A 23,588-nucleotide genomic window follows, 5' to 3' on the forward strand; every position below is an offset into this window, starting at 1 on the left:
ACCCCCCAAAAAACCAACAGAGGATGCAGTGACGACTCAGAGTCCGGTCAGAGAGAAAGCAGGAAACCATGATGTGCGGGCCACCTCAGGAGGAACTCTGCGGGCAACGTTTTAAGGATGGTCAAGTTCGTCAGCGACATGCCATGAGCATCAAAGTGATCGCGGTTTCCGACACAAAAACTCGGAAAACTACCTTCTAGATGAGAGCCTGCCCATGAAGGATTTGTGTGCAGGAAGTGAAGAGTTTGCAAAGTTGGGCTTGTCGCCAACCCGGATGGAGAGATAATTGAAATATGAAGACAGCGTTCGAATGCCTCTTCGACATACCTCTGTGAATCGATGGCGTGTCTGTTCTGGTGCCCATGGTTCTGGCGAATTCATGGTTCTGGAAAGTGTGAGTCGATTTCTCGAAATTTCTTTTGACGTGTGTTGTCGATCTCATGTTAGCATGAGGTGCAGTGATGTTGTCGATCACTGGATGATGCCGCGAGGCTGACATTCCTCGCACTTCGGTCATGAATGTTCCCCGACCATGAATGTTCCTCGACCCTGATCAGAATCATTCCGGGTTTCACTCAACCCGAAATGTTCATAAATAATTGTGCTCACAATTGGTGATGTGATTTGCAGTGAACGAACTGCAGTCGATGATTCGGGGGCTTTGAAAGCTCCTGTTGCTACAGCGTGTCAGACTCTCGCCAGTATTGACTCGAGATGGGACTTCTCAGCCTGCCTTGCAAACTTTCGTCGATCGCTCTTTCCCACATCGAAACCATTGACGAACTTTCACTGTAGCTCTGGCCTTTCGCTCTCGTCCAAGGCTTTGACTCAGTGAAGTTCATGTGCAGTTTCCCCTCATTGCCAGGGCTGGCGGCAGCCTGCGCAACAGGAATGGAACTGCCATCCCATGAACCTGACTGATGTTCATGATGTCATTGGCTGGCTGGTTGAACAGACCCGCAGCTCACGGAGATGCAGGCGCCTCGGAGATCTCACATCACAAAATTTCATCGCCAAAAACCACAGAACTAAGCATTGATATTGCAGAATTTCAGTTTCGCCGAACGGATTCGAATTAGGAGTGAAACATGACGACAGGACAAGATCTGCTGGAAAAATTCTCTGCCCGCCAGAATGCCGATACCTTCTGGCAGGAACACTGGCAGGGGACATTTGCCGAATATCTGGATATCGTTCGCGAAAATCCAGGTGTCGTGCGGACGGCTCATCAGCGGATGTACGACATGATCACTTCCTATGGTGATTATTCTGTCGATGAAGGCCGCCGGGGTGGCCTGAAGCGCTATGCATTCTTTGATGATCCCGACAACGGGGGGCGGGATGCGATTTTCGGTCTCACCGAAGAACTCTCACAACTCGTCTCCGTCTTTCGCAGTGCGGCTCTCAAATACGGCAGCGAACGCCGGGTCCTCCTGCTTCACGGCCCAGTAGGCAGTTCGAAATCGACCATTGCCCGACTGCTGAAAAAAGGGATCGAGCGCTATTCCCTCAAGCCCGAAGGAGCACTCTACACCTTTGGCTGGAAGGAAAAGGATGGCAGCATCACCTGGGATCCGATGAATGGTGATCCATTGCAGTTAATCCCCCACGCTTATCGCCAGGAATTGTGCGATCAACTGAATGAGGAAGTCCAGAACGCGACTTATCCCATCGAGATTAAAGGGGATGTCTGCCCTCTTTCTCGATTCTACTTCCGCGAGCGACTCTCTGAGGAAAATGGCGACTGGACGAAAGTTCTCGAATCGATCGTCGTCAAACGATTCTTCCTGTCAGAAGCCGACCGGATCGGGATTGGTACTTTCCAGCCCAAAGATGAAAAAAATCAGGACTCAACAGAGCTGACGGGAGATATTAACTATCGCAAAATTGCCGAGTATGGCAGTGAATCTGACCCCCGCGCTTTCAACTTTGATGGTGAGTTTAACGTTGCCAATCGCGGGATGATCGAATTTATTGAAGTCCTTAAACTCGATGTCGCCTTCCTTTACGATCTGCTGGGGGCTTCGCAAGAACATAAAATCAAGCCCAAGAAGTTTGCTCAGACCGATATTGATACGGTAATTATCGGTCATACCAACGAGCCTGAGTATCGTAAGCTGCAGTCCAACGAGTTTATGGAAGCACTTCGTGATCGTACGGTCAAAATTGATATTCCGTACGTCACCAAGTTAAGCCAGGAACTTTCGATCTACGAAAAGGACTATAACAGCCGACGTGTCCGCGGGAAGCACATTGCTCCTCATACTCTCGAAGTGGCAGCACTGTGGGCCGTTCTTACCCGACTCGAAGAACCCAAGCATCACGGGTTGACACTGCTCCAGAAACTGAAGCTCTACAATGGAAAATCATTGCCAGGCTTCACGATGGATAACGTTGATCAGTTGCGGAAAGAATCCAAGCATGAAGGGATGCAAGGAATTTCACCTCGCTACGTGCAGGATAAAATTTCAAATGCACTGGTGAATAATGCCGATGCGACAAGCATTAACCCATTCATGATGCTCAACGAACTGGAGGGCGGGCTCAAGCATCACTCGTTGATCCCGAATGAAGATACCCGGGATGCCTACCGCCGGCTGATTTCTATCGTTAAAGAAGAATATACCGATGTCGTCAAAAATGAAGTGCAAAGGGCAATTGCTGCTGACGACGAGGCTCTCACACGACTCTGCGGCAACTATATTGATAATGTGAAAGCCTATACTCAGCGTGAACGTGTTCGTAACAAATTCACTGGCCAGGATGAACAGCCCGATGAACGCCTGATGCGGTCGATTGAAGAGCGAATTGATATCCCCGAAACACGGAAGGACGATTTCCGCCGGGAAATCATGAACTATATTGGAGCTCTGGCACTCGATGGGAAAAAGTTTGACTATAAAACCAACGAACGTCTGCACAAAGCTCTGGAAATGAAGCTCTTTGAAGACCAGAAGGACACCATCAAGCTCACGAGCCTGGTTTCCAATGTGGTCGATAAGGACACTCAGGAAAAGATCGACATTGTGAAGGGCCGACTGATTCGTGACTTTGGCTACAACGACGAATCAGCCCACGACGTGCTGCAATACGTTGCGAGTATCTTCGCCCGCGGCGATGCCAAACGAGATTAAACGAGTGTGACTGGCGCCTCAGATCGTTGATGAATGCCGGCCATCATTTCTCAAGAGACTTGTGAAGATCTGTACCATAATGTGAGTTTGGAAACTGTTGGTTTTCTATTGGGGATCCATGGTACACTGTCAGGGAACATGAACATTCACAACACTGGATATCACACAACAGCTTCTCAGTAGGGAAGCTCACAAAATGGTATTTCTATGTCTACCAAGACAAACAGTACGAATCAGGTTTCTTTAATTCCCCGGTCGCGGAAAGGTGAACCGACATGGGAACTCGTCGATCATTTTCCGGTTCAGGGGCACTGGACGGAGGAGGCATATCTGGCGATCAACAGTAATCGCTTGATCGAGCTAGTCGCTGGTGTACTGGAGTTTCCCCCGATGCCGACCTGGTCTCACCAGATGATTGTCGATTTTCTGCATCAGCATCTGAAATCGTTCGTTCAAGAGAGGCACCTTGGTCTGGTTGCTTTTGCACCCTTGAGAGTTCGTGTCGGGGTGGAACGCTACCGGGAACCCGATGTCATTTTTTGCTCAACCACCAGAATCAAAGACTTAACGAGTCCTGCCGAAGGTGCAGATTTGGTGATTGAAGTCGTCAGCGGATCTCCTGCTGATCGCGATCGAGACTATATTGACAAACGTAAAGATTACGCCGCAGCCGGTATCCCGGAATACTGGATTGTTGATCCCGACGAATCTCGGATCACGGTCCTTAATCTTTCGCATCCGTCAACTGATTATGAAGTGGAGAGAGAATACCACCCTGGAAGTATTGCGACTTCTCGATTACTTCCCGGTTTTCTGATTGATACCACCGCCTGCTTCGCGGCTGGGCAACTCACGACAAATGCGGATGACTCCCGCGAGTGACTGGCATGAGGCCATACCATGACTCGACCGATCGATCTTGATACCCAGCGGTTCAAAGAAATTGTCCGCGGGAAAGTGCGCGACGGACTGAAGAAGTACATCACTCAGGGAGAAATTCTGGGGCGCCAGGGCCGGGAGGTGGTGAGTATTCCGATTCCCAATCTGGATATTCCCCGCTTTCGCCATGGCAGCAAAGGTTCTGGAGGTGTGGGTCAAGGCGAAGGAGAGGCCGGGCAGCCGGTCGGCCAGGGAGGTGATCAGGAAGGTGGCCTGGCCCAACCCGGCGATCAGGAAGGCCAGCACATTCGCGAAGCCGAACTGACTCTCGATGAACTGGCTGACATGTTGGGAAGTGAGCTGGAATTGCCACTGATCACTCCCAAAGGAGACAGCACACTTAAGACGAAAAAGCTGCGATACAACAGCATCCGCCAGACAGGCCCCAAATCACTGCGTCATTTCAAGCGCACTTATAAGCGGGCTCTGCGGCGGCTCATTGCAACGGGAGGCTACGATCCTCTAACTCCGGTCGTTATCCCCACACATGAAGATGAACGCTTCCGCTCCTCCTCGGAAGTGGTGCTGCCGCATGCCAACGCCGCCGTCATTTACATGATGGATGTCTCCGGCTCCATGACCGATGACCAGAAGCAGATTGTCCGCACAGAGTCCTTCTGGATTGATACCTGGCTACGTAGTCAATATGACGGACTTCAGCGGCGGTATATCGTGCATGATGCCGTCGCCCATGAAGTGGATGAAGACACTTTCTATCGCACGCGGGAAAGTGGGGGCACCAGGATTTCCTCAGCTTATACGATGGCTCAGAAGATCATCGAACGCGACTTTCCTCCCGCCGACTGGAACATTTACTGCTTCCAATTCAGCGATGGCGATAACTGGGGCGAAGACAACACACTATGTATGCAGAAACTGCAAAATGATCTGATCCCTGTCTGCAACCTCTTCTGCTATGGCCAGGTCGAAAGCCCCTATGGCACGGGAGATTATCTGCGCGAATTGAAGAAGATCGTCTCCCGCTTTGAAAATCTGATTCTCTCAGAGATCAAGAACCGCGAGGGAATCTACGAGTCGATCAAAACGTTTCTCGGGAAGGGAAAGTAGTTACCAGGCGCCTGTCATTCATTCGACCATTCCCGAGGACTTGAGAGTCTGCAGGCGAAAGGATTCCCATGGCCACGTCGATCTCCACACACCGGCAACTTCCTGCCGAACTGCGTGAAATCCAGTTGAGAACGGAAGACTATGCACGCAGTTATGGACTCGATTTCTACGAAACGATTTTCGAGGTCCTCGATCTTGAAGAACTCTGCATGTTCGCTGCCTATGGTGGCTTTCCGACCCGATATCCGCATTGGCGATTTGGAGCCGAGTACGATGAGTTAGTGAAGACTCATATGTACGGTCTGCAGCGTATCTACGAGATGGTCATCAACAACGACCCCTGCTACGCCTATCTGCTCAATACGAATATGATGATTGACCAGAAGCTGGTCATCGCTCATGTCTACGGGCATTGCGACTTCTTCAAGAACAACGCGTTCTTCTCACATACCAATCGCAAAATGCTCAACCAGATGGCGAATCATGCCGCCAGAATCAGTCGCTACATCGATCGTATTGGCTATGAGCAGGTCGAGCAGTTCATTGATGCCTGCCTCTCTCTGGAAGATCTGATTGATCCTCATTCCGTCCAGATCAAAAGAGCTCCCGATATCTCGGCGATGCCGCATGCCGCCCTGTTGCGAGACGAGGATTTTGAATACCTCGCCACCGAGGGACGCTTTCCTTCAAAAGGGTATATGGATCAATTCATCAATCCACCCGAAGTGCTCGAGCGCGAGGCCAAAGAACGCAAAGACCGCGAGGTCGAACGCGTGAAAAAAAGATCTTTCCCTGAGCAACCCCAGCGGGACGTGCTGCAGTTTTTATTACAGCATGCACCTCTGCGTGATTGGCAGCACGATGTATTATCAATTATTCGCGATGAGGCTTACTACTTTGCCCCTCAGGGTCAGACCAAAATCATGAATGAAGGTTGGGCCAGTTACTGGCACACCTTTCTCATGACCCGTCACGGCATGAATGATTCCGAAGTCATCGATTATGCCGACCATCACAGTGGGACAGTCGCTATGACACCTCAACGACTGAATCCCTACAAAGTCGGGATCGAACTCTTTCGCAATATCGAAGAACGCTGGAATAATGGCCAGTTCGGCCCTGAGTATGACAACTGCACAGATATGAAAGAAAAGGCCCGCTGGAAGAAAGATGTTGGATTAGGCCGCCAGAAGATTTTTGAAGTTCGTCGGATTCATAACGATATTACATTTATCGATGAGTTTCTGACGCCTGAGTTTTGTGCCCAGCATAAGTTCTTCTCATTTGCTTACAACCCTTCAGCAGATCAGTATGAAATTGCCTCGCGAGAGTTTGATCAAATCAAGCAGCAGCTCTTAACCAGCCTGACAAATCATGGCCGGCCATTCATCTATGTGGTGGACGGGAACTATCGCAATCGTGGTGAGCTTTATCTGCAGCATCAATATCAGGGTGTTGAGCTGAAATCGGGGCATACCCAGGATACTCTGGTTAATCTCCAGAAACTCTGGGCACGCCCAGTGCACATTGAAACCGTCGTCGACGACAAGCCCACCGTCATTTCTTACGATGGACATTCCCATCAGACGAAAGCAATGTCGGCTCTTTGAAAATTAGAATTCTCCCAGCACTTCGTCGCCTTGCACAGTCAGCAGACCACAGATGATATTGATATCAATATTCTCGCTGATGGATCGGACAGAGCCATCGATCATCAGAACGTTGGCCATTCCATCGTGAAAGCTATAGATCGAGTAGAAGTTTGAAGCGTTCACCATGCGATTCCCGGCCGGGCTGAATGTCGTACCGTCGGCTGCATACGCACGCACAACAAACAAATTCCCGGAAGCCCATGACGAGACCGCAACATAGTTGGCCGAGGTCGATGTCAATTCGCCTGAGCCGGGAACCATGACATCATTTCTCCAGACTTTAGGCCGACCGGCAGATTCAATGAGCGCGATCGAATTCGAAGTGCCATCCAGCACCTCTTTAATAGAAATACCAGGGACACCAGGATCTGTCGTACCTGTAAACAGCCCCGTCGTTTTCGCTGGGCGGGGATAATTCAGCGGTGAGGGTGAATTCCACAAGTTGCTGTTCACCCCCGAATTCCCGGCATAATCACAAGCCGCAGCGGGCCAGCCTGGATTCCCATTTGAAGCCAGCACAAATCTGGGATCCATATGAGGACCATTGGGCGTCGATGGACAGACCATAAACGGCAGTACATACTTAACGGCTTCCTGATTCAATGCGTCATTAAAGCGAACCTTATAATTATAGATGTTCGCCAATGGATTATTATCCATGAAGGGCAGGATCTGAGCACCCCAGTAATGTGTCACACCTGTACCGCTGACGGCCTGCGGAAAAGCATTGTAAGCCGAGTGATGATTATGCAGCGCTAACCCCAGTTGATGCAGGTTATTTTTACATTGAGTGCGGCGAGCCGCTTCGCGAGCCTGCTGGACAGCCGGTAGCAGTAACGCAATCAACACGGCAATAATCGCAATAACTACCAACAGTTCGATCAGCGTAAATGCCCGGCGTGAGTGAGATCGCCACAAATTCATCGATTGTCGAGACATGGAGTCATTCCGGAGTGGATTTCTGGCTGGATAGAAGCAGTACTTCTATTGGCTGAGCAGGGTGAATTGAACACAACGATTTTTCAGAAACACCCATTAACGATCCGGTGGAGTACCAGAGCCTAAAGAAAGTGTTTCTGTCTTATCATTGAGTTTTGGCCATTGTGGAGGCCGCACACGGGTGCGAGGCTCTTCGAGTGCTTTCAAGAACTCCAGCAGGTCGGTAATGTCCTGCGGATTGAGACCTAAGGGCTTCAGATGTGGCGATTTCACTGGAAAGCGGGGATCATTTTCCTGCTCTGCCTTCGGTACTAAAGTGGGCATACCGGCATTGTAGAGATTAATAACATTTTCAAGTTCAAACAGACCATTATGCATGTAAGGTCTGGTGGCAGTCACATTGCGAAGCGAGGGAGTGCGGAATTTGCCGGAGTCAGCATGATTGCCAGTCACTTCGTGCCGACCAAGATCCTGATATTTACGACCGAAGTAGCTTAAACCCACATCGTGAAATTTCCCGTCACTGAGCAACGGGCCATAGTGGCAGTTCATGCAGCGGGCCTCTCGGCGAAAGAGATCCAGCCCGACCAGTGCACTATCCGAGAGTGCGACAGACTTCCCCGAAAGAAAAGCGTCAAAACGACTGCGACCACCAAGGACTGTCCGTTCAAAACTGGCAATGGCCTTGGCAACTCGTGGCAGAGTGATCACTTCGTCACCAAAGGCATCTCGAAAAGCCCGCTGATAATCACTCGAAGCTGAAAGTCTTTGCCGGATCAGTTCCGGCGATGAATTCATTTCCTCAGGATTCATGAGCACCTGTATGGCCTGATCCTCCAGGGTGGTCGCCCTTCCATCCCAGAAAAAGGATGATTGATGAGCGACATTCAGAATGGATGGCGAATTACGCTTTAATTCCAGACGGCCAGTCCCAAAGGCGACGGTTCGCCCATCAGCCCACCCGAGATCCGGGTCATGACAACTCGCACAGGACATTTCCCCCGAAGTCGATAACTTGGGTTCAAAGAACAGCATCTGCCCCAAGATCCTTTTGGGCTCGAGGGGAGCATCCAAAGCCGAGACAGGCAATGAGGGCAACAGACCCAATTCTTTCCACTCAACGCCGGAATCGACGAGCGGTGCCGGCCAGCGATCAGTCGATGGCGAATAGTCTTTCCGGAGCTGTTCAATCCATGCCTGACGAGCCGCAGCATCCCGTTCGGGACGCGGCGCCAAGCGTTCAAAATAGCCGGCTCGCCCCCGAATGATTCTGGTTGGTGCTGGCGTTTCCGATTGCCGAGCAACCTCACCCGACCGTTTTGAATTTTCAGAACCAATGACAGGCAAATCGTTTACAACAAAAAAACTCCCGGCAATCGTAAGAGACAGCAACCATAAGTTGATGAAACGCCTTAACTTCATGGACAGCCTGCTGAGAGACGAATGAACCGTTGCGAAGAAGCCAACCCGGCTGCCTTCGAATTGAGATTGAGACCGAGTCTCAAAACATTCGCCTCAATAATAGTCCGATCAAACCGAGGGTCAATACTTACGGCGGAAATGTCTGGAAAAGATCGCCACCGTTCCTTGGACGACTTTGGCGTAACTTTAGCCGTGATCATTGCTAAGATTTTCTCGACAACTCGCCTGGGCTTTCGCAAAAAAGCCTGATTCCCGAAAAACGCATCCTCCAGCCAGCCAACAGCCACGACATCTAACGGATCGATGACCTTCAGTTGAATGAAAGTTTGCTCAGTGGTGATTGAATCCAGGCGACGAATGATCCGAGACATCGTCGTACTGCTGGCGATTGCTGGAGTGATTGCCGCGATATGCTGGTGGAGAAGCTGGCAGACGATTACTCCGCAGAAAGAAGAAAATGCGGCCCTCTGGAAAGCAGCCGACAAGCCTTCTTCCGAAAAAATCTTGTCGCTGAAAAGCACGCCACGATTCGAAGGGATTGATCAGCAGAACCGCATGTTTCGCCTCGATTCGATCCTGGGGCGCCACGAGATTTACCTGCTGTTCGTCCAAGAGTTCGATGCCCCCGGCTCTCGGGCGGCTCTCGAAGCGTTGAAACGAATGGCTCGTGTGACCTCTTCGCCTGCAAAAGTCCGGTCAAATACAGCCTGGGAAGAAACTCAACTCGTGGTCGTCACAACATCGCTGCCGCCGATTGTTCGAGCCGAACTGGAAAACACAGGAAAGTTTGGTGGTACGATTCTCAGCGACGCAACTGGCGAAATTCGACGATTGTGGAATGTCAGTGATTTCCCCACGCTGTTTCATATCAATCGAGCCAGCCAGGCCCGCCACGAGCTGCTGCACTATAATCCAGAAGATCAACCAGAGAACTCAGCAGCCATTGAACAGTCAGCACCCACCGAACGGCCCGAATGGCAGGACTCACCATGACACATTCCCCATCTCACGATGCCTCCCATTCTGATCGGGAACATTCTGCTTCCGAACTCACTGACATTTCTTCGAACGTGAGTGGTGAGGGGATCAGTGGCAAAGCCGTCGATGGCCGCTACGTGGTGGTTGCTATGATCGTTTTTGGATTAAGTGTTGCGGTTGCGGTCGCTCTCTTCTGGAATTACCAGACGAAGCCCTTCCGGATCTTAACTTTGGCACTGGGAAGGGAATTCCCAGCTTCATTACCAAAGGTCGAAGGTGGCCTGCCGAAGAAAGGGCCCGCGATCTTGAGAATTGCCATTCGAGTCCCCTTTCATCCCGAGGAAGATAATGCCGCTTTTGAAACGTTTCGCGACAAAGTGCTGGCCACCTGTGTGAAACATCAGAATCTCAAGCCCTTTCAGGATATTGAGCTGCATGTCTTCTACTTCCCCCCCAAGCATGTCGTTGTCCGCCGATCGGTGACGATGCCTGTGAGTGAGGTTCTGGAAAAGTTTCCTCAGCCTGATGGGCCGAACAACAGTCAAGCGAATTCGCACTCTGTTGAACCCGGGACCGCCGATCATCCGGCAGCAAATTAAACAGCCCACGCCGGCCCACCAGCCCGGTAGGATAGGTTAAGGCTTTGCGCAACCCATCAACTTGAATTCCATTGACACAGCAGGGCTTAACCCAAAGCCCATAACATTCTTGATCGTGTTTGACGATCACTGGAGTCGGGCTGTCCGCCTCCGTGGAAAAGGAAAGCCAAAGGTGGGTTGCGCAAAGCCTTAACCTCACCCTACTTGGCTAAATACTCTGGTGCGGTACTACAACCAAAGCTTGATTTTTGATTTCAGCTCAGCGGGCAGACGTTTCATTACCGCCTTCTCAATGGTTGGTGTGGGATAGCGTGTGCTGAAGTGCATCGCGATGATCACCTCATTCTGAAAGCGGTCTTTTCGTTCCACGAAATCGTCCAGATGCAAATGGCCGAACTTATGCACTTTTTCGCGACGGTGCTCCGGGCGGAAGAAAGTCATTTCAGTAATCAGCACTTTGGCCTGATAGATCGCTTCACAGGCATCGAGCCCTGCAGGAGCAGTATCCCCTGTGTAAGCAATCCAGGGAGTACGAACTTCGGCTGTGACTTCATTCCCAGCTAAACGCAAATCTCGAATCTCATCACCGGAAAGGCCATGGTATTCCGGCTTAAGCTTCATCCGGCGATTCCAGACAACATATCCCACAGAAGGGACGGTATGCTTTGTCGGAAACGATGTGACCACCCACTCGCGACCTAACTCGAATTCCGAGTTCTCGCCCACTCCAATCAGATTGACCAGCATCCGTCCACGGTCCAGCTTCTGCCACGCACGGAGCATGCGCTCGACATCTTCCACCACCGCTTCAGGCACATAAACCGTCGGTGGCTCCAGCTTCATCATGCGGCGGCGGGCCACATAAGCTGGCAGAGCCGCCATGTGATCCAGATGCGCGTGTGTAATAAAGAAGGTGGGAATGCCGATGAAATCCCAAGGCGAGCCTCCCAGATCAAACCCAATCTTCAACTCGGGAATTCGCCAGTAGCTTTGAACAGCCGCCCGCGACCAGCCTTCAATCGTGATGTCTTTGTAAGGCATCGAATGAACGGGAAGATTTTCAAGCATGTCAGTCCGTTCGCCTTGTAAAACCAGTCAGATGCGGAACCAGTGATCTTGCCAGATTTCAGGAAACCTTGACTGGTTTTCCAAGCTCGACACTGGCCAGTTCAGCATGGCACAGCGCCAAGGCACTTCGAGCCAGATCGGCAGACAGCCCACGAGGAACTTCCCCGGTTTGCACTGCCACAACGGCCTGTTGCAACTCTGCCGTGAAGGCGGCGTACCATTCGCTGCCTCCCTTCAGTTTGGGTTGTGTCGCCTTTCCTTTCGAGAGGACAGTCAGAGGTCTGTCGGCACACCACTGGCCCGCCAATGTCCCGGCAGAATAAATGAGTGTGGCTTCCTCAAAGAACAACTCGAACCCATGCGCAAAATCGAGGCCAGATGCTGCCATCCCGCCACTGACTGCCGAAACCGCCAGACCACCATCTTCAAAGACATAGCTGGAGTGAACATGGTTCACGAAACCTTCCTGCAAAAACCCGCGCGAGAAAACCTGGCGTGGAGTTCCGCAGATCAGAGAAATGAAATGATTGTCATGGATATGCAGATCGATCCCCCAGCCGCCGAGCTTGGTGAAGTCGGACATTCCTCCTGACCACTTGGGACTCGAAATAATGCGTTTGAAATTGGCAGCGAGAAGCTTGCCATATTTTTTGGAGGCGACCGCTTCCGCAGCGAACTGAAACTCAGGGAAGAACGGCAGCACATGGGCCACCATCAGCAGCTTCCCGGCTTTCCTGGCAGCAGCGACCATACGATCTGCCGACTTCAGATCGACTGAAATCGGTTTTTCAACCAGTACGTGTTTACCCGCTTTCAAGGCGGCAATCACCATCTCTTCGTGCTGGTCATTCGGAAGGCAGATATCAATCAAGTCGATCTCGGGATCGGCAAACATTTCGTGGGGCTGGTCGTACGCACCAATTTTGCTGAGGTCGAGCTTCGGGCCACGCGGGCCAAAGTTTCCCTGAATACTCGTCCAGTCTCCGGCCAGCTTTTCTGCACTGCGTGTGCAGATCGCTGTCACACTCCCACCTTTCAGACGGGAACCGGCCAGCGTGCCATCCTCGCGAATCTTTGTCGCACCGGCAAAGTGAGTCCAACCCATAAAGCCAATACCAAGAATACCGATCCGAATCATTCGCTCTTCTCCTGAGGTGGCACACCGTCACGAAATTCTGATGCACCCGTTTTCAGTCGGCGCTCCAGTTTTGTCCCGGCAGCTTTCCCAATGCGGAGTTGTAAATCAAGCGGCTCAGCGAAACACGTCACGCCCAGCCCAGAAAAACTGCCAAAATGGCATTCCGACATCTTTTGCACAAAAAATAGGCAGCCTGTTTTTTGTGCATAGCCCCGCCACATTGCCCCCGATCACTAAGAGTGGCGAATTTGGCCGATTTTGCACTGGATTCTGAGTGCCCGGTGTTGATATCTTCTTGACGACGCCATCGGAATGATTGCAGGTCTCGGGGAAATGCCCCGGTCGCAATTGGGGCGGCATCGATTGCCAGATAGCTGGTATTGATTCACAGGGATGCGAATTCGGTCCATGAAGGGGGTGGGTTATGTTGGTGTTGTCACGAAAGCCAGGCGAGAAAATCCTGATCGGCGAAAATGTCACTGTGACAATCGTCCGCATTGGGCCAAACACAGTCCGCCTGGGGATTGAGGCACCGCGGGATATGAACATTGTGCGAGAAGAACTCTGCACAGGAGAAGATTCCGCTCCGACCACAACACACACAATTGATGTCCATCACGCCTAACGCGTGTGATATCCATCTCTGTGCTGATGTGGTCACTTTTCGTCAGCACACGTCTGCTGATGAAGCGACTCCCTTTTGACTGGTTCTGATTTCTCAGCCACCCATGTATTCCTTAGAGAATGCTTCTTTGGGTCGCTGCCAGGCTCTGCAGATCATCTTTGCCCAACTTTCACCCGAGAACTGGCGATGGCCGTCTCGGGTTTTTTCGTAGGCTGTTTTCTGCAGAGATCGACGCATAACGAACTTTACGCTTTATGACTCACATGACGATGAAATCAAACCTCGAGGGAGGACTTTGGGATGCCAGAGACTTTGTCCAATCCTCTGCCTCTTCCCCCGGAACAACAGAGTGAGCCAAAATCTCTTCGAGATCACCAGCGGCCAGAAGCGGGTTCAATTCCCAATGTCGCGGGGATTGCTGGCCATTGCCCAGCCTGCGGCCAAAAGGCACTCCTGGTTTCAGCCGTTTGTACCAGTTGCGAAGAACCACTCGTCGTTACCAAAGGGTCAGACGGTCAATCGATCCTTCGCCTGCAAAGAGAGGTCCAGCACGAAGAAATTCTACGACTGGAGGATCAGCTTTCGATCTTCTGGATAATGCTCGGAAGCTATCAGTCGATTGTAATTCTCTCAATGGTTCCCATGGCAACTCGACATCTTTCAAAGACAACTTCTGCTGTCATTCAACAAAACTGGATGAATCTTTATGTCGCCAGCATGATGATCAGTCTCTTTGTAATCGGACTCGTCTTTTTTGCCTGCGGCATGGCCATCAAGTTTGGTTTTCGACAGATCGCATGGTTGGGAGTTTTAGTAAATATTATGGCCTTCCTGATCGCACTGGCTTCACTGTTCTTCATCGGAGTACTTGGCTACGGAATACCCCTTTACCTTGGCTGCCGACTGATGTGGCTGTGGTACAAATCTCCCGGAATGACCGTCTTCAATGATCAGGGTATGCCGACAACTGCTGATCGCTCGTTGTAGCTCACTTCTGACGGGAGGTCGCCGCTTTTTCCAAAGGAATCTGCATTTTGCGAATGCGGTCTTCGAGCTTTTCACTGGTTAATCGCTCGCGCAAACGGTCCACCATCAGTGGAAATGCCAGTGGAGTAAAACGTGGAAGCTCGACAAGCTGGATGGTGGCTCCCTGCAAACGAACTAATGTTTCCCGCAGTCGATTCGATTCCAGTTGCTGTTCGAGGACTTCCTGCCGAGCCTGCCTGAGCAGCAGATTGTCGGGATCATATTCCGTGAAGACATCGTGCAGTAAACCGGCCGAGGCCTGCAGATGTCTGGTCGATTTGGCCGCTCCGGGAAAGCCCTGAGAAATCAACCCGCTGATTCTGGCGACTTCTCGAAACTGCCGCCTGGCCATTTCGACAGCATTCAGGCTCTGTTCAATATCTCCTTCGAGTTGATCTTCCGAGAACAATCCCTCCTGAATCGCCCTGCCGACATCAATGGCCTCTGTCGCCAGGAGTTCAAAGCCATAATCATTAATCGCCATCGTGAATGTGACCGGCAGTCGTTGAGCCAGGCGATAGGCAAACAGACTGGCCAGACCTTCGTGCACCAGCCGCCCTTCGAACGGATAGAAGTAGTAGTGGTATCCTTCACGCGATTTGAGTGTCTCGATCAGCAGTTCGCCCATAGCCGGAATGAGTGACCAGTCGGCCTGCACTTCAAGAATTGGCCGCACAGCCTCCATTTCAGGGCCAAGAAACAGACCTCGGCGTGCTTCGTCCAGTTTGTGACGCACAGCTTTGGAAAGTTCTGTCGAAAGGGGCATGCGGCCACCCATCCAGCGGGGTACTGGCCCGAGTTTCCCAGTCGCAGGTTTGACATAAGCCTTCATATCGTAGACACGAATCAATTCGAGCAGCTTACCCGAGAAGATAAAGCGATCTCCGGGCTTCATTTTGGAAACAAAAGATTCCTCGATCGTGCCTAATCGTGCACCACTGCGATACACCACAGAAAGACTGGCATCTCCCACAATTGTGCCAATCGCCATACGGTGCTGACGGGCCACTTTCTGGCTGGTCACTCGATACTCACCATCAACGACATCGACGCGTTGATAGTCCGGATACGCCCTGAGTGCCTCACCACCACGATGGATAAAATCAAGTACCCATTCCCATTCGTCTGCCTGGAGATCATGGTAGGCCGACGACTGTCTGACCTCCTGCAATAAATTCTCAGGACGAAAGCCCGTTCCCAGAGCGACAGTAACAGCATGTTGAACAAGCACATCAAGTGGCTTTGAACGATGGATCCTCGCCTCCAGGTGGCCCTTTTCCAGCGATTCTCGAGCAGCGGCAAACTCCACGAGCTCCAGGGCATGAGTGGGGACACACACCACCCGGCTCAAAGCCCCCGGTTGATGCCCTGCCCGCCCTGCTCGTTGCAGCAGACGGGCCACACCTTTGGGGCTCCCCACTTGCAGCACCTGATCGACAGGTGAAAAATCGACTCCCAGATCGAGGGATGAAGTACAGACCACCGCCTTCAATTTTCCCTCACGCAGCCCCTGCTCGACCCAGCGGCGAACATCCTGATCGAGTGAACCGTGGTGAAGTGCCAGTTCGCCCGCCCAGTCGGGCCGAGCTTTGAGGATCGCCTGATACCAGAGTTCTGTCTGGGCTCGGGTATTGGTGAAGACCAGCGTCGAACGAGCCGCTTCGATCCTTTCGATGACTTGCGGCAACAGACGAACCCCCAGATGGCCAGCCCAGGGGAATCGTTCAATCACAGGTGGGATCATGGAATCAATGGCGTACGATTTACTCGTGGCGCCATGCACAATCTTTCCCACATAAGCCTGCGAAGCGGTGGTCTGATACGCAGCCATTCGCTGACCAGTCGGCCTCCCCAGCAAGACATCACGGGCATGCTCAAGATTCCCGAGCGTGGCCGATAATCCCCACACCTGCAATCGAGGTTGCCAGCATCTCAGTCGAGCCAGGCAGAGTTCGGCCTGTGTGCCTCGTTTTCCGCCCAGTAGCTCATGCCATTCGTCAAAGACCACACATTCCAGGTTTGCCAATTGTTCCTGAGCATCTGCACGAGCGAGCAGAAGTGAGAGGCTTTCGGGCGTGGTGATCAGAGCTGTGGGTAATCGTTCGCGCTGATGTCGCCTCGTCGTGGCTGATGTGTCACCGGTCCGGCGTTCCACCAGCCAGGGGAGGTTCAGATCCTGAACAGCCGCCTGCAATGCATTTTCGGTATCGGCGGCCAGAGCACGCAGTGGCGTGATCCATAGAACTTTGAGGCCCGGTGCTTTCTGTGAAGGTTTTTTGCCCGCATCGACGAGTTTTTGCTCTTCGTGAAGCGCACGTAAAAGCGGGCCTCCCCACGCGGCATACGTTTTTCCAGTCCCTGTGGTGGCATGAACTAAACCACTCTCACCCGCCAGATAGTTTTGCCAGACTTCTTCCTGAAAAGGAAATGGCTGCCAGCCCCGGGAAGTGAACCAGTCTCTCATCGGCTGCAGAAGATCGGCCCTGGCAACAGACTTTGAGTCGAGACCGGGCGACAGATTCTCCGCGATTGAAGCTGACTTTCGCGAGATTCGGGGCCGCGGCGGCTTCATGGGCAACGACCTTTTCGAAGTCTCAACAGGACGAGTTACTTAAATTCAGAAACAAGTTTTCACAAGGCTGTCTGGCATGAAATCATCGATTGATCCGTGGCTAGAAATCGATACGAGATCGTAGTCGCAGGCATCCTGTTGAAAAGGGACACAAGTTCGACAAGGCGTTGAGTTTCTGATGCTGACGCCATAAATCACCTTGCGGGATTTTGAGACATCGATCAACCTTATGGAAGTCATGGACATAACTTGTTGAAAACAGACAACTTGAGCCCACAATTCGCAGTCTTTCACCGTATCGTTTCTCGTGCATCCTTTTTGAAGCAGAATATCTTTTCCCGACGTACGAATGGTTCAGCCTGCGGTTCGCTTTGAGGGAGATTGAAACATGACGACCCCTCAAAGAGCTGTGACGGAACCAGCCATTCAGGTCTCACAGGAAGCCACCAGACAGGGCGCCACCGGACAGGGAGCCACCAGACAAAGTGCGCTCGTAGGCTGGCTCCTTTCCGGTTGTCTCCATCTGATCGCCATCGCCCTGCTCCTCCTGGTCATTCAAGGACAAGGTGTTGAACGCGTTGGTTTCGGCAATGGTGCTGAAGGTCCACCCGGTCTCGTAATGGTGGATGCCAGTGATGGTGGCTTGACGCAAGAAGCCTCACCATCAGAAATTGGAAATGGAAATCGACCATTACGCACAGCAGCAGGGAGCAGCGGGACTGGTCGGGAAGTTCAATCAACAGAACTCCCGGCTGATGTACCACCAGTTCCACTCTCCTTGCCAAAAGCTGGTGCAGCAGGACTGGGTTCTGCCCGCGGCAACCTGGCCTCCGAGTTCTCTCCCACGGCGGGAACCGGCAATAGTGGAACCGGCCTGACAGGGACAGGAACCAGCGGTGATCTGCGGGATCTGATCGAAGGGACAGGAACACGAAAACCGGGGACTGGCCTCGGTGCTGCCACACCTGGCACCAGCTTCATGGGAATCAAAGATCAGGGAAGCAGGGTTGTGTTTGTGATCGATTGCTCGGGGAGCATGACCAACTACAACGCGATGCGAGTGGCGAAGACTGCACTGGTCAGCAGCTTGCAGGCACTTGATACCGGGCAGCAGTTCCAGATCATTTTCTACAACGACAGCCCGACTTTTCTGAAAGGGACCAGTCGCGACGGAAAAGCCAGCTTGTGGTTTGCAACCGAGATCAACAAAACTCTGGCAACACAGCAGATCAGTGCGGTTCAGCCCGACCGGGGAACACAACATCTGCCGGCACTGAAGCTCGCTCTCAAGTTTTCTCCTGAGGTGATCTATTTCCTCACAGATGCCGACGAACCCGAATTAACATCCATCGAGCGCAAAGAACTGATTCGGTTGAATCAAGGTCGCAGCCGCATTCATACGATTGAGTTCGGTCAAGGGCCGGAGTTGAAGACTGAGAACTTCCTCAAGAAAGTCGCTCGCGAGAATGGAGGAAGCTATCGATATGAAGATGTCACCCGCTTCACTTCCCGATAATCGCATCGCTGACTGGCAAGATGCTCGATACGTCAACTTAAACGTTACCTCCTGGATGATCAGATCCATGCTGATCATCTGGCTGACAGCGGCAGGAACAGTCCTTTCGGGAAGTGGTCCAGCCCATGCCATCGATCGTGTCGTTCTGCAGCAGCCTGCCGGTGGCGGACAGATTGCGATTACTGGCACGATTCTCGACTATACCGGCGAATCGATCACCATTCGGCCCAGACAAGGCGGGACGATTGCCAGACATGTTTCCAGCGATGTGATCGAAGTGACCACGGAGTATCTGCCAGAGCATCAACTGGCCATCGATCTGATGTCCCGCGGTGACTGGAAAGCTGCTTGGGCTCAGTTGACCGCCACGGTTGAAAAAGAAGACCGTCTGTGGGTTCGCAGGATCATCCTCTCGCAACTGGTGCGTTGTGCCGCTGCCCTCGATGAGCCTTTAGCCGCGGGACGATATTTTGCGGCATTGGTGCAAAGCGATCCACAAACGATTCATGCTCACGTCGCACCGCTGGACTGGACGGATCAGATTCCTGATGAACCGTTGTTGTTACAAGCCCAGCAATGGTTGAAAAGTTCGCATCGATTGACGCGATTGCTGGGAGCCAGTCATCTGCTCCGCGATCACAATCTCGGCCCGCAGGCTGTGGCTGAACTGCAGATCATCCTGAGATCCGACGAAATCGCCGCTCGTACTCTGGCTCAGGGGCAACTCTGGAAGCACCGCTTGAATGCACTGGAATTGACCAGTACGGAAGTTGCTCGCTGGGAAGAAACGATCCGATCCTGGCCTGATCGATTACAGCCCGGAGCCTGGACGGTCATTGCCCGGGGGCACGAACACTTTGGCCAGTGGCCCCAGGCAGCCGCTGCCTGGATTCGACTGCCGGTGGCTTTTCCAGATGTCGATGCCCTGGCAGCTTATGCAGGTCTGCGCGGGGCCATTGCTTTCCAGGAAGCAGGACAGCTCGCCGCTGCCAGAACCATGGGTGAAGAAATCAGCCAGCGGTTTGCCTCGACCCGACATGGGAAAGACGCTGCCAACTGGCTGAAAACTCTGAAATAAATTCACCCAGTTCAACCATTGAATGACGAAAGACTTTGGATCTTCAGAGCCATCAACGGAACCGGGTGATGTGAACTAAGAAACTGTCGCAGTGACCGTCGTGCTCAGCCAGCGTTCCTGATCCACAATGATCAGTTCAGCAGGGTTCGATGGCGAAGGTGCCAGTTCGACACCGGCCCCTTCGAGAAGACCGGCCTGCTCAGATTCTGCAGGAACATTTCCTTCATTACCAACAATGCGATACCACTGCAGGTGTGGCCAGTCACGACGGACGGCGTTCAAAGCAGTCAGCAAAGCCTTGCTGCCAGCACCGGGTTTGAAGCCACACTTGGCTGCCGCCTCATTATGAGTGGCGAGCTTATCAGCACGCTTCAAAGAAAAGATCACTTCCGCGAGTGCATCGGCACGGGTCGAGGCCATGTTCAATCTCCAACAAACAATAGAAAACCGGCGAGGAAATGGCCTTCCTGGCAACAGTGACCTTGAGCACTTGCGATTTTCAAGGTCGCCTCAGTCACATCGAAAGAGAGAACCCTCTAACGACGTTATCCACACCAATGATGGTAACCAATTCTCCACCTCTTCTCAATGACTGAATTCCACTCTCTGCACACGTTGCATGCAAAGCCTGTAGCCGAGAGTAGTTCGCTCATTGCCACACTGGCAAAGACTGCCGGAATCGAATTCGATTCCAAGCGAACCATCCCCCAGGAAAGGTTCACCGGCGAATCCAATCACTTGTTGCAACTCTCCTTGCCACATCGGAAAATATCATTGCTGATAACCGGCCTCAACAGCTTACACATCAACACACCTTCTGGAATGGATCTTCATCCTTTGCCCAATCACCAGAATTCTCGCAGCCAATCACTTGCCGGTGCGGCGTATCAACTTCCCCGCATGGCCAGGCTGAAACAGCAGTTTCAAAGACCACAAGAGCCCGATCTTCGCCAGGCAGTCTTTCGCGAACTGGCAGCTCTGCACCTGGAAAAGAAGATCGCTCCCGGCCAGACAGTGGCCATAACGGCAGGCAGCCGAGGGATCTCGGGCATTGATGTCATCATCAAAGGGGTCGTCGAATTCATTCGAGTCCTGAATGGGATCCCATTCATCATACCGGCCATGGGGAGCCATGGCGGTGCCACTGCTGAAGGACAACTCGCAGTTCTCGCGGGCTATGGGATCACCCCCGCAACCATGGGTTGCGAGACTCGCTCCTCCATGGCTACGACCGTTGTCGGAGAGACGATGGACGGCATCCCCATCCATGTCGATGAACACGCACTGACCGCTGATCATGTCCTCGTTGTGAATCGCATCAAGCCCCACACAGGATTTGTGGGAGAAATTGAATCGGGCCTGCACAAAATGCTGCTGATCGGCCTGGGCAAACATCTGGGGGCGACGGTCTATCACCAGGCGATTGTCCGTTCGAGCTTCCGCAAGATCTGGCAGGAAGTGGCTCCCGTCGTCATTTCCAAAGCCCGAGTCGTGGCAGGCTTAGGGATTGTCGAGAATGCCTTCGATGAAACGGCCCTCATCGCTGGTGTTCCCGTCGAAGAGTTTGCTGAAAAAGAAGCGGAACTGTTGAAACTGGCCAAAGCCTACCTTCCCCGATTGCCTTTCAGTGAGATCGACCTGCTCATTGTCGACCAGATCGGCAAAAACATCAGTGGAACAGGCATGGATACGAATATTGTGGGCCGCAAGTACAACGATCATGCGGCTACTCCTCAAGACGATGTGTCGATCCGCAGAATCTTTGTGCGTGGATTAACCGCAGCCACGCATGGCAACGCGACGGGAATTGGCATTGCCGAATTCACCAATCATCGTACCGTCGCGAGCATCGATCGGGAGATCACTCAAATCAATTGTGTTACGGCCAGCCACCCCACCGGGGCCATGATCCCTGCCTCGTATGAAACCGACCGACAGGCCATTCAGGAAGCACTGAAAACGATTGGCTGGGTGCCACCTCATCAGGCGAAAGTCATTCAGATCCGGGATACATTGCATCTGGGAGAGTTATTGGTGAGCGAAGCCTTTGCCCCGGAGCTGGCCAGGCATGATCAAATTCAACAGGTGACGGATTGGGAAGAGATGGAGTTTGATCAGGACGATAATCTGCGAGATCTCCTCCCGGGCGAGTGAGAACTGAGCATCAACCATTGAAAAAAATAGCCACTGAATTCTTGAGCAGCCATGAACAGCAAAACCCTGCCAGACCCACAGCATGTCATCGAACAGGTGGCACACAAAGTTCGACAACTGCTGGAACATGACGCGAGTGGTCATGACTGGTGGCACATTGAACGAGTGCGCCACGTCGCCTTGCAGTTGGCACAACAGGAAGGTGCCGATGCGTTTGTCGTCGAACTCGCTGCCCTGCTGCACGACATTGGAGACTGGAAGAATCAGACTGATGGACAGGATCGGGGAGCCGAACTTTCGCGCCGATGGCTGGAAGAATTCGGCCTCTCGCGAGAGACCATTCAACATGTCGCCGGCATTATTGAAGGGATCTCATTCAAAGGAGCCGGTGTCGCTACAGAAATGCCAACGCTGGAAGGAAAATGCGTGCAGGACGCTGATCGACTCGATGCCATCGGAGCCATCGGCATCGGTCGAGCCTTTGCCTTCGGCGGATCGCGCGGCCGACCCATGCATGATCCCGAAGTCAAACCAGAACTGCACCAGTCGTTTGAAGACTACAAACGGAAAAGCGGCGCCACGCTCAATCATTTCACCGAGAAGTTGCTGCTCCTCCAAGACCGCATGCAGACTGCCACCGGGCGAAAATGGGCCCGGCAGCGCCATCACTTCACCGAAGAGTTTTACAATCGCTTTCTTGCCGAATGGGATTCTCGCGACATGGCCTGAGACGAAAAAAAGCGGGCGAACCGAAGTTCGCCCGCCTCTCCGTTGGTCGGTCACGCACCGACATTTCATCAAATCAAATTTATAGCTGACCTGGGGCCAGAAGCCGTTATCAATAATCCCAACAAACAGACTATTGGTTTCTTTTCTGATGGGTTCTTCTCTGAGGTTTCGGTGCAGTTTCCACGTCAGCTTCCTGAGGGAACTCGGGCATGACAGGTGGTGTCGTCCATTGCTGCTCCAGACTCACAGGCACGAGAGTTTGGCTTTGAAAATCGCTTGACTGGTTCAGAAAGCGTGGATCGTTAAACAGATTTCTCGTTGCCACACGATGCCCCGAAGCATCACCATCCGGAACGATCAATGGATTCGTCAGACTGGCCGCAATAAGCACCGAAGCCGCCATGACGGCAATTGTCGGATACCAGCCAGCCGAAGACATTTTGCGACGCGACGAGCGCCCATGACCAGCCCCCTGAGCTGCTGGCATCGCTGGGGACATCATAGGATCAACACCCGATGTCAGCCCGGCGGCATGCTTCATCTCAGCCCATGATCTGAACGGAATTGTCTCTTCCGTTCGATCCGGCAGATGTTCCGCCAATAGCTGGAGGGTGACAGGAATCCCATGGCCAGCCACCGGTAATGGCGGCTTGGAATCATCATTGCGAAATCGTTCCCGCTGAGAACTCGACAGATCACTCAACCGGCACTCTAAAGCCACGGCATGCAAGGCCTGCATCGCGGTGGTCAGTTCAGCCTCGAACTTCTGGCATGCCGTGCAACTGAGCAGATGCAATCGAGCTGCTGGCGAGACACGGGAAGCTAGAGCAGCCTCCGATTCTGTCGCGACGTCATCACTGGCATCTGCAGCGAGTGCCAGCTCATGTCGAAATTGTTTACAGTCCATCATTTCACCTGAATCAATCGATCAGCCTGGCTGCTATCAAGCTT

Annotated in this window: 19 protein-coding genes; 12 read left to right on the forward strand and 7 right to left on the reverse strand. The window is 52.5% G+C overall.

From position 1 onward, the window contains the following. Positions 1 to 1,088 precede the first annotated feature (1,088 nt). The 4 genes from A6X21_RS11415 to A6X21_RS11430 all read left to right on the forward strand — a co-directional run bounded on the left by A6X21_RS11415 (position 1,089) and on the right by A6X21_RS11430 (position 6,751). On the forward strand, positions 1,089 to 3,134 hold the full coding sequence (locus A6X21_RS11415) for a PrkA family serine protein kinase (RefSeq protein ID WP_068847975.1): 2,046 nt from the start codon (positions 1,089 to 1,091) through the stop codon (positions 3,132 to 3,134). 207 nt (positions 3,135 to 3,341) lie between these two features. Then, complete coding sequence (locus tag A6X21_RS11420; RefSeq protein WP_083233555.1) at positions 3,342 to 4,016, forward strand: Uma2 family endonuclease; 675 nt, start codon at positions 3,342 to 3,344, stop codon at positions 4,014 to 4,016. Positions 4,017 to 4,034: 18 nt separating this feature from the next. Continuing rightward, positions 4,035 to 5,141, forward strand: a complete 1,107-nt coding sequence (locus tag A6X21_RS11425; RefSeq protein WP_068847977.1) for a DUF444 family protein — start codon at positions 4,035 to 4,037, stop codon at positions 5,139 to 5,141. A 68-nt stretch (positions 5,142 to 5,209) separates the two neighbouring features. Continuing rightward, entirely contained in the window at positions 5,210 to 6,751 is a 1,542-nt protein-coding gene (locus A6X21_RS11430; protein ID WP_068847979.1) for a SpoVR family protein, read from the forward strand. 3 nt (positions 6,752 to 6,754) lie between these two features. On the opposite strand, the gene A6X21_RS11435 is transcribed toward A6X21_RS11430, so the two are convergent. Further along, complete coding sequence (locus A6X21_RS11435; RefSeq protein WP_205847456.1) at positions 6,755 to 7,732, reverse strand: DUF1559 domain-containing protein; 978 nt, start codon at positions 7,730 to 7,732, stop codon at positions 6,755 to 6,757. A 96-nt stretch (positions 7,733 to 7,828) separates the two neighbouring features. Then, positions 7,829 to 9,154, reverse strand: a complete 1,326-nt coding sequence (locus A6X21_RS11440) for a cytochrome-c peroxidase (RefSeq protein WP_083233556.1) — start codon at positions 9,152 to 9,154, stop codon at positions 7,829 to 7,831. A 357-nt stretch (positions 9,155 to 9,511) separates the two neighbouring features. On the opposite strand from A6X21_RS11440, the gene A6X21_RS11450 reads away from it, so the two are divergent. Together A6X21_RS11450 and A6X21_RS11455 are read left to right on the forward strand one after the other, a co-directional pair. Continuing rightward, positions 9,512 to 10,147, forward strand: a complete 636-nt coding sequence (locus A6X21_RS11450) for a hypothetical protein (protein ID WP_068847983.1) — start codon at positions 9,512 to 9,514, stop codon at positions 10,145 to 10,147. Beyond that, positions 10,144 to 10,731 carry a hypothetical protein gene (locus A6X21_RS11455; RefSeq protein ID WP_068847984.1) on the forward strand — a complete coding sequence of 196 codons (588 nt, stop codon included), beginning with the start codon at positions 10,144 to 10,146 and terminating at the stop codon, positions 10,729 to 10,731. Before A6X21_RS11450 ends, A6X21_RS11455 begins: the two co-directional genes overlap by 4 nt. A gap of 228 nt (positions 10,732 to 10,959) precedes the next feature. On the opposite strand, the gene A6X21_RS11460 is transcribed toward A6X21_RS11455, so the two are convergent. Beyond that, positions 10,960 to 11,799: an MBL fold metallo-hydrolase gene (locus A6X21_RS11460; RefSeq protein ID WP_013111248.1), complete on the reverse strand. Its 840-nt coding sequence runs from the start codon at positions 11,797 to 11,799 to the stop codon at positions 10,960 to 10,962. 58 nt (positions 11,800 to 11,857) lie between these two features. Further along, on the reverse strand, positions 11,858 to 12,937 hold the full coding sequence (locus A6X21_RS11465) for a Gfo/Idh/MocA family protein (protein ID WP_068847986.1): 1,080 nt from the start codon (positions 12,935 to 12,937) through the stop codon (positions 11,858 to 11,860). 424 nt (positions 12,938 to 13,361) lie between these two features. Between A6X21_RS11465 and A6X21_RS11475 the strand changes: the two genes are divergently transcribed. Then, positions 13,362 to 13,562, forward strand: a complete 201-nt coding sequence (locus A6X21_RS11475; RefSeq protein ID WP_013111251.1) for a carbon storage regulator — start codon at positions 13,362 to 13,364, stop codon at positions 13,560 to 13,562. Positions 13,563 to 13,862: 300 nt separating this feature from the next. Continuing rightward, complete coding sequence (locus tag A6X21_RS11480) at positions 13,863 to 14,549, forward strand: hypothetical protein (RefSeq protein ID WP_068847990.1); 687 nt, start codon at positions 13,863 to 13,865, stop codon at positions 14,547 to 14,549. Position 14,550: 1 nt separating this feature from the next. Here the strand turns inward: A6X21_RS11480 and A6X21_RS11485 are convergent, their stop codons facing one another. After that, a complete protein-coding gene (locus A6X21_RS11485) occupies positions 14,551 to 17,160 on the reverse strand; it encodes a ligase-associated DNA damage response DEXH box helicase (protein WP_068847992.1) in 2,610 nt (869 codons plus the stop codon). A 388-nt stretch (positions 17,161 to 17,548) separates the two neighbouring features. Here A6X21_RS11485 and A6X21_RS11490 point away from each other — a divergent pair, with 388 nt between their 5' ends. Together A6X21_RS11490 and A6X21_RS11495 are read left to right on the forward strand one after the other, a co-directional pair. Then, positions 17,549 to 18,676: a VWA domain-containing protein gene (locus tag A6X21_RS11490; protein WP_068847994.1), complete on the forward strand. Its 1,128-nt coding sequence runs from the start codon at positions 17,549 to 17,551 to the stop codon at positions 18,674 to 18,676. Next, positions 18,645 to 19,754, forward strand: coding sequence for a tetratricopeptide repeat protein (locus A6X21_RS11495; RefSeq protein WP_165603776.1), 1,110 nt, complete (start codon positions 18,645 to 18,647; stop codon positions 19,752 to 19,754). Before A6X21_RS11490 ends, A6X21_RS11495 begins: the two co-directional genes overlap by 32 nt. Positions 19,755 to 19,829: 75 nt before the next feature. Here A6X21_RS11495 and A6X21_RS11500 read toward each other — a convergent pair whose 3' ends face one another. Continuing rightward, positions 19,830 to 20,174 carry a hypothetical protein gene (locus A6X21_RS11500; RefSeq protein WP_068847997.1) on the reverse strand — a complete coding sequence of 115 codons (345 nt, stop codon included), beginning with the start codon at positions 20,172 to 20,174 and terminating at the stop codon, positions 19,830 to 19,832. Positions 20,175 to 20,591: 417 nt separating this feature from the next. Between A6X21_RS11500 and A6X21_RS11505 the strand changes: the two genes are divergently transcribed. After that, positions 20,592 to 21,908 carry a nickel pincer cofactor-dependent isomerase, group 22 gene (locus A6X21_RS11505; protein WP_068848078.1) on the forward strand — a complete coding sequence of 439 codons (1,317 nt, stop codon included), beginning with the start codon at positions 20,592 to 20,594 and terminating at the stop codon, positions 21,906 to 21,908. Between the two features lie 51 nt (positions 21,909 to 21,959). Further along, on the forward strand, positions 21,960 to 22,637 hold the full coding sequence (locus tag A6X21_RS11510; RefSeq protein WP_068847999.1) for an HD domain-containing protein: 678 nt from the start codon (positions 21,960 to 21,962) through the stop codon (positions 22,635 to 22,637). A gap of 130 nt (positions 22,638 to 22,767) precedes the next feature. Here A6X21_RS11510 and A6X21_RS11515 read toward each other — a convergent pair whose 3' ends face one another. Further along, positions 22,768 to 23,544, reverse strand: a complete 777-nt coding sequence (locus A6X21_RS11515) for a hypothetical protein (RefSeq protein ID WP_068848001.1) — start codon at positions 23,542 to 23,544, stop codon at positions 22,768 to 22,770. Positions 23,545 to 23,588 lie beyond the last annotated feature (44 nt).

The organism is Planctopirus hydrillae (genome assembly GCF_001707835.1).
Taxonomy (GTDB): domain Bacteria; phylum Planctomycetota; class Planctomycetia; order Planctomycetales; family Planctomycetaceae; genus Planctopirus; species Planctopirus hydrillae.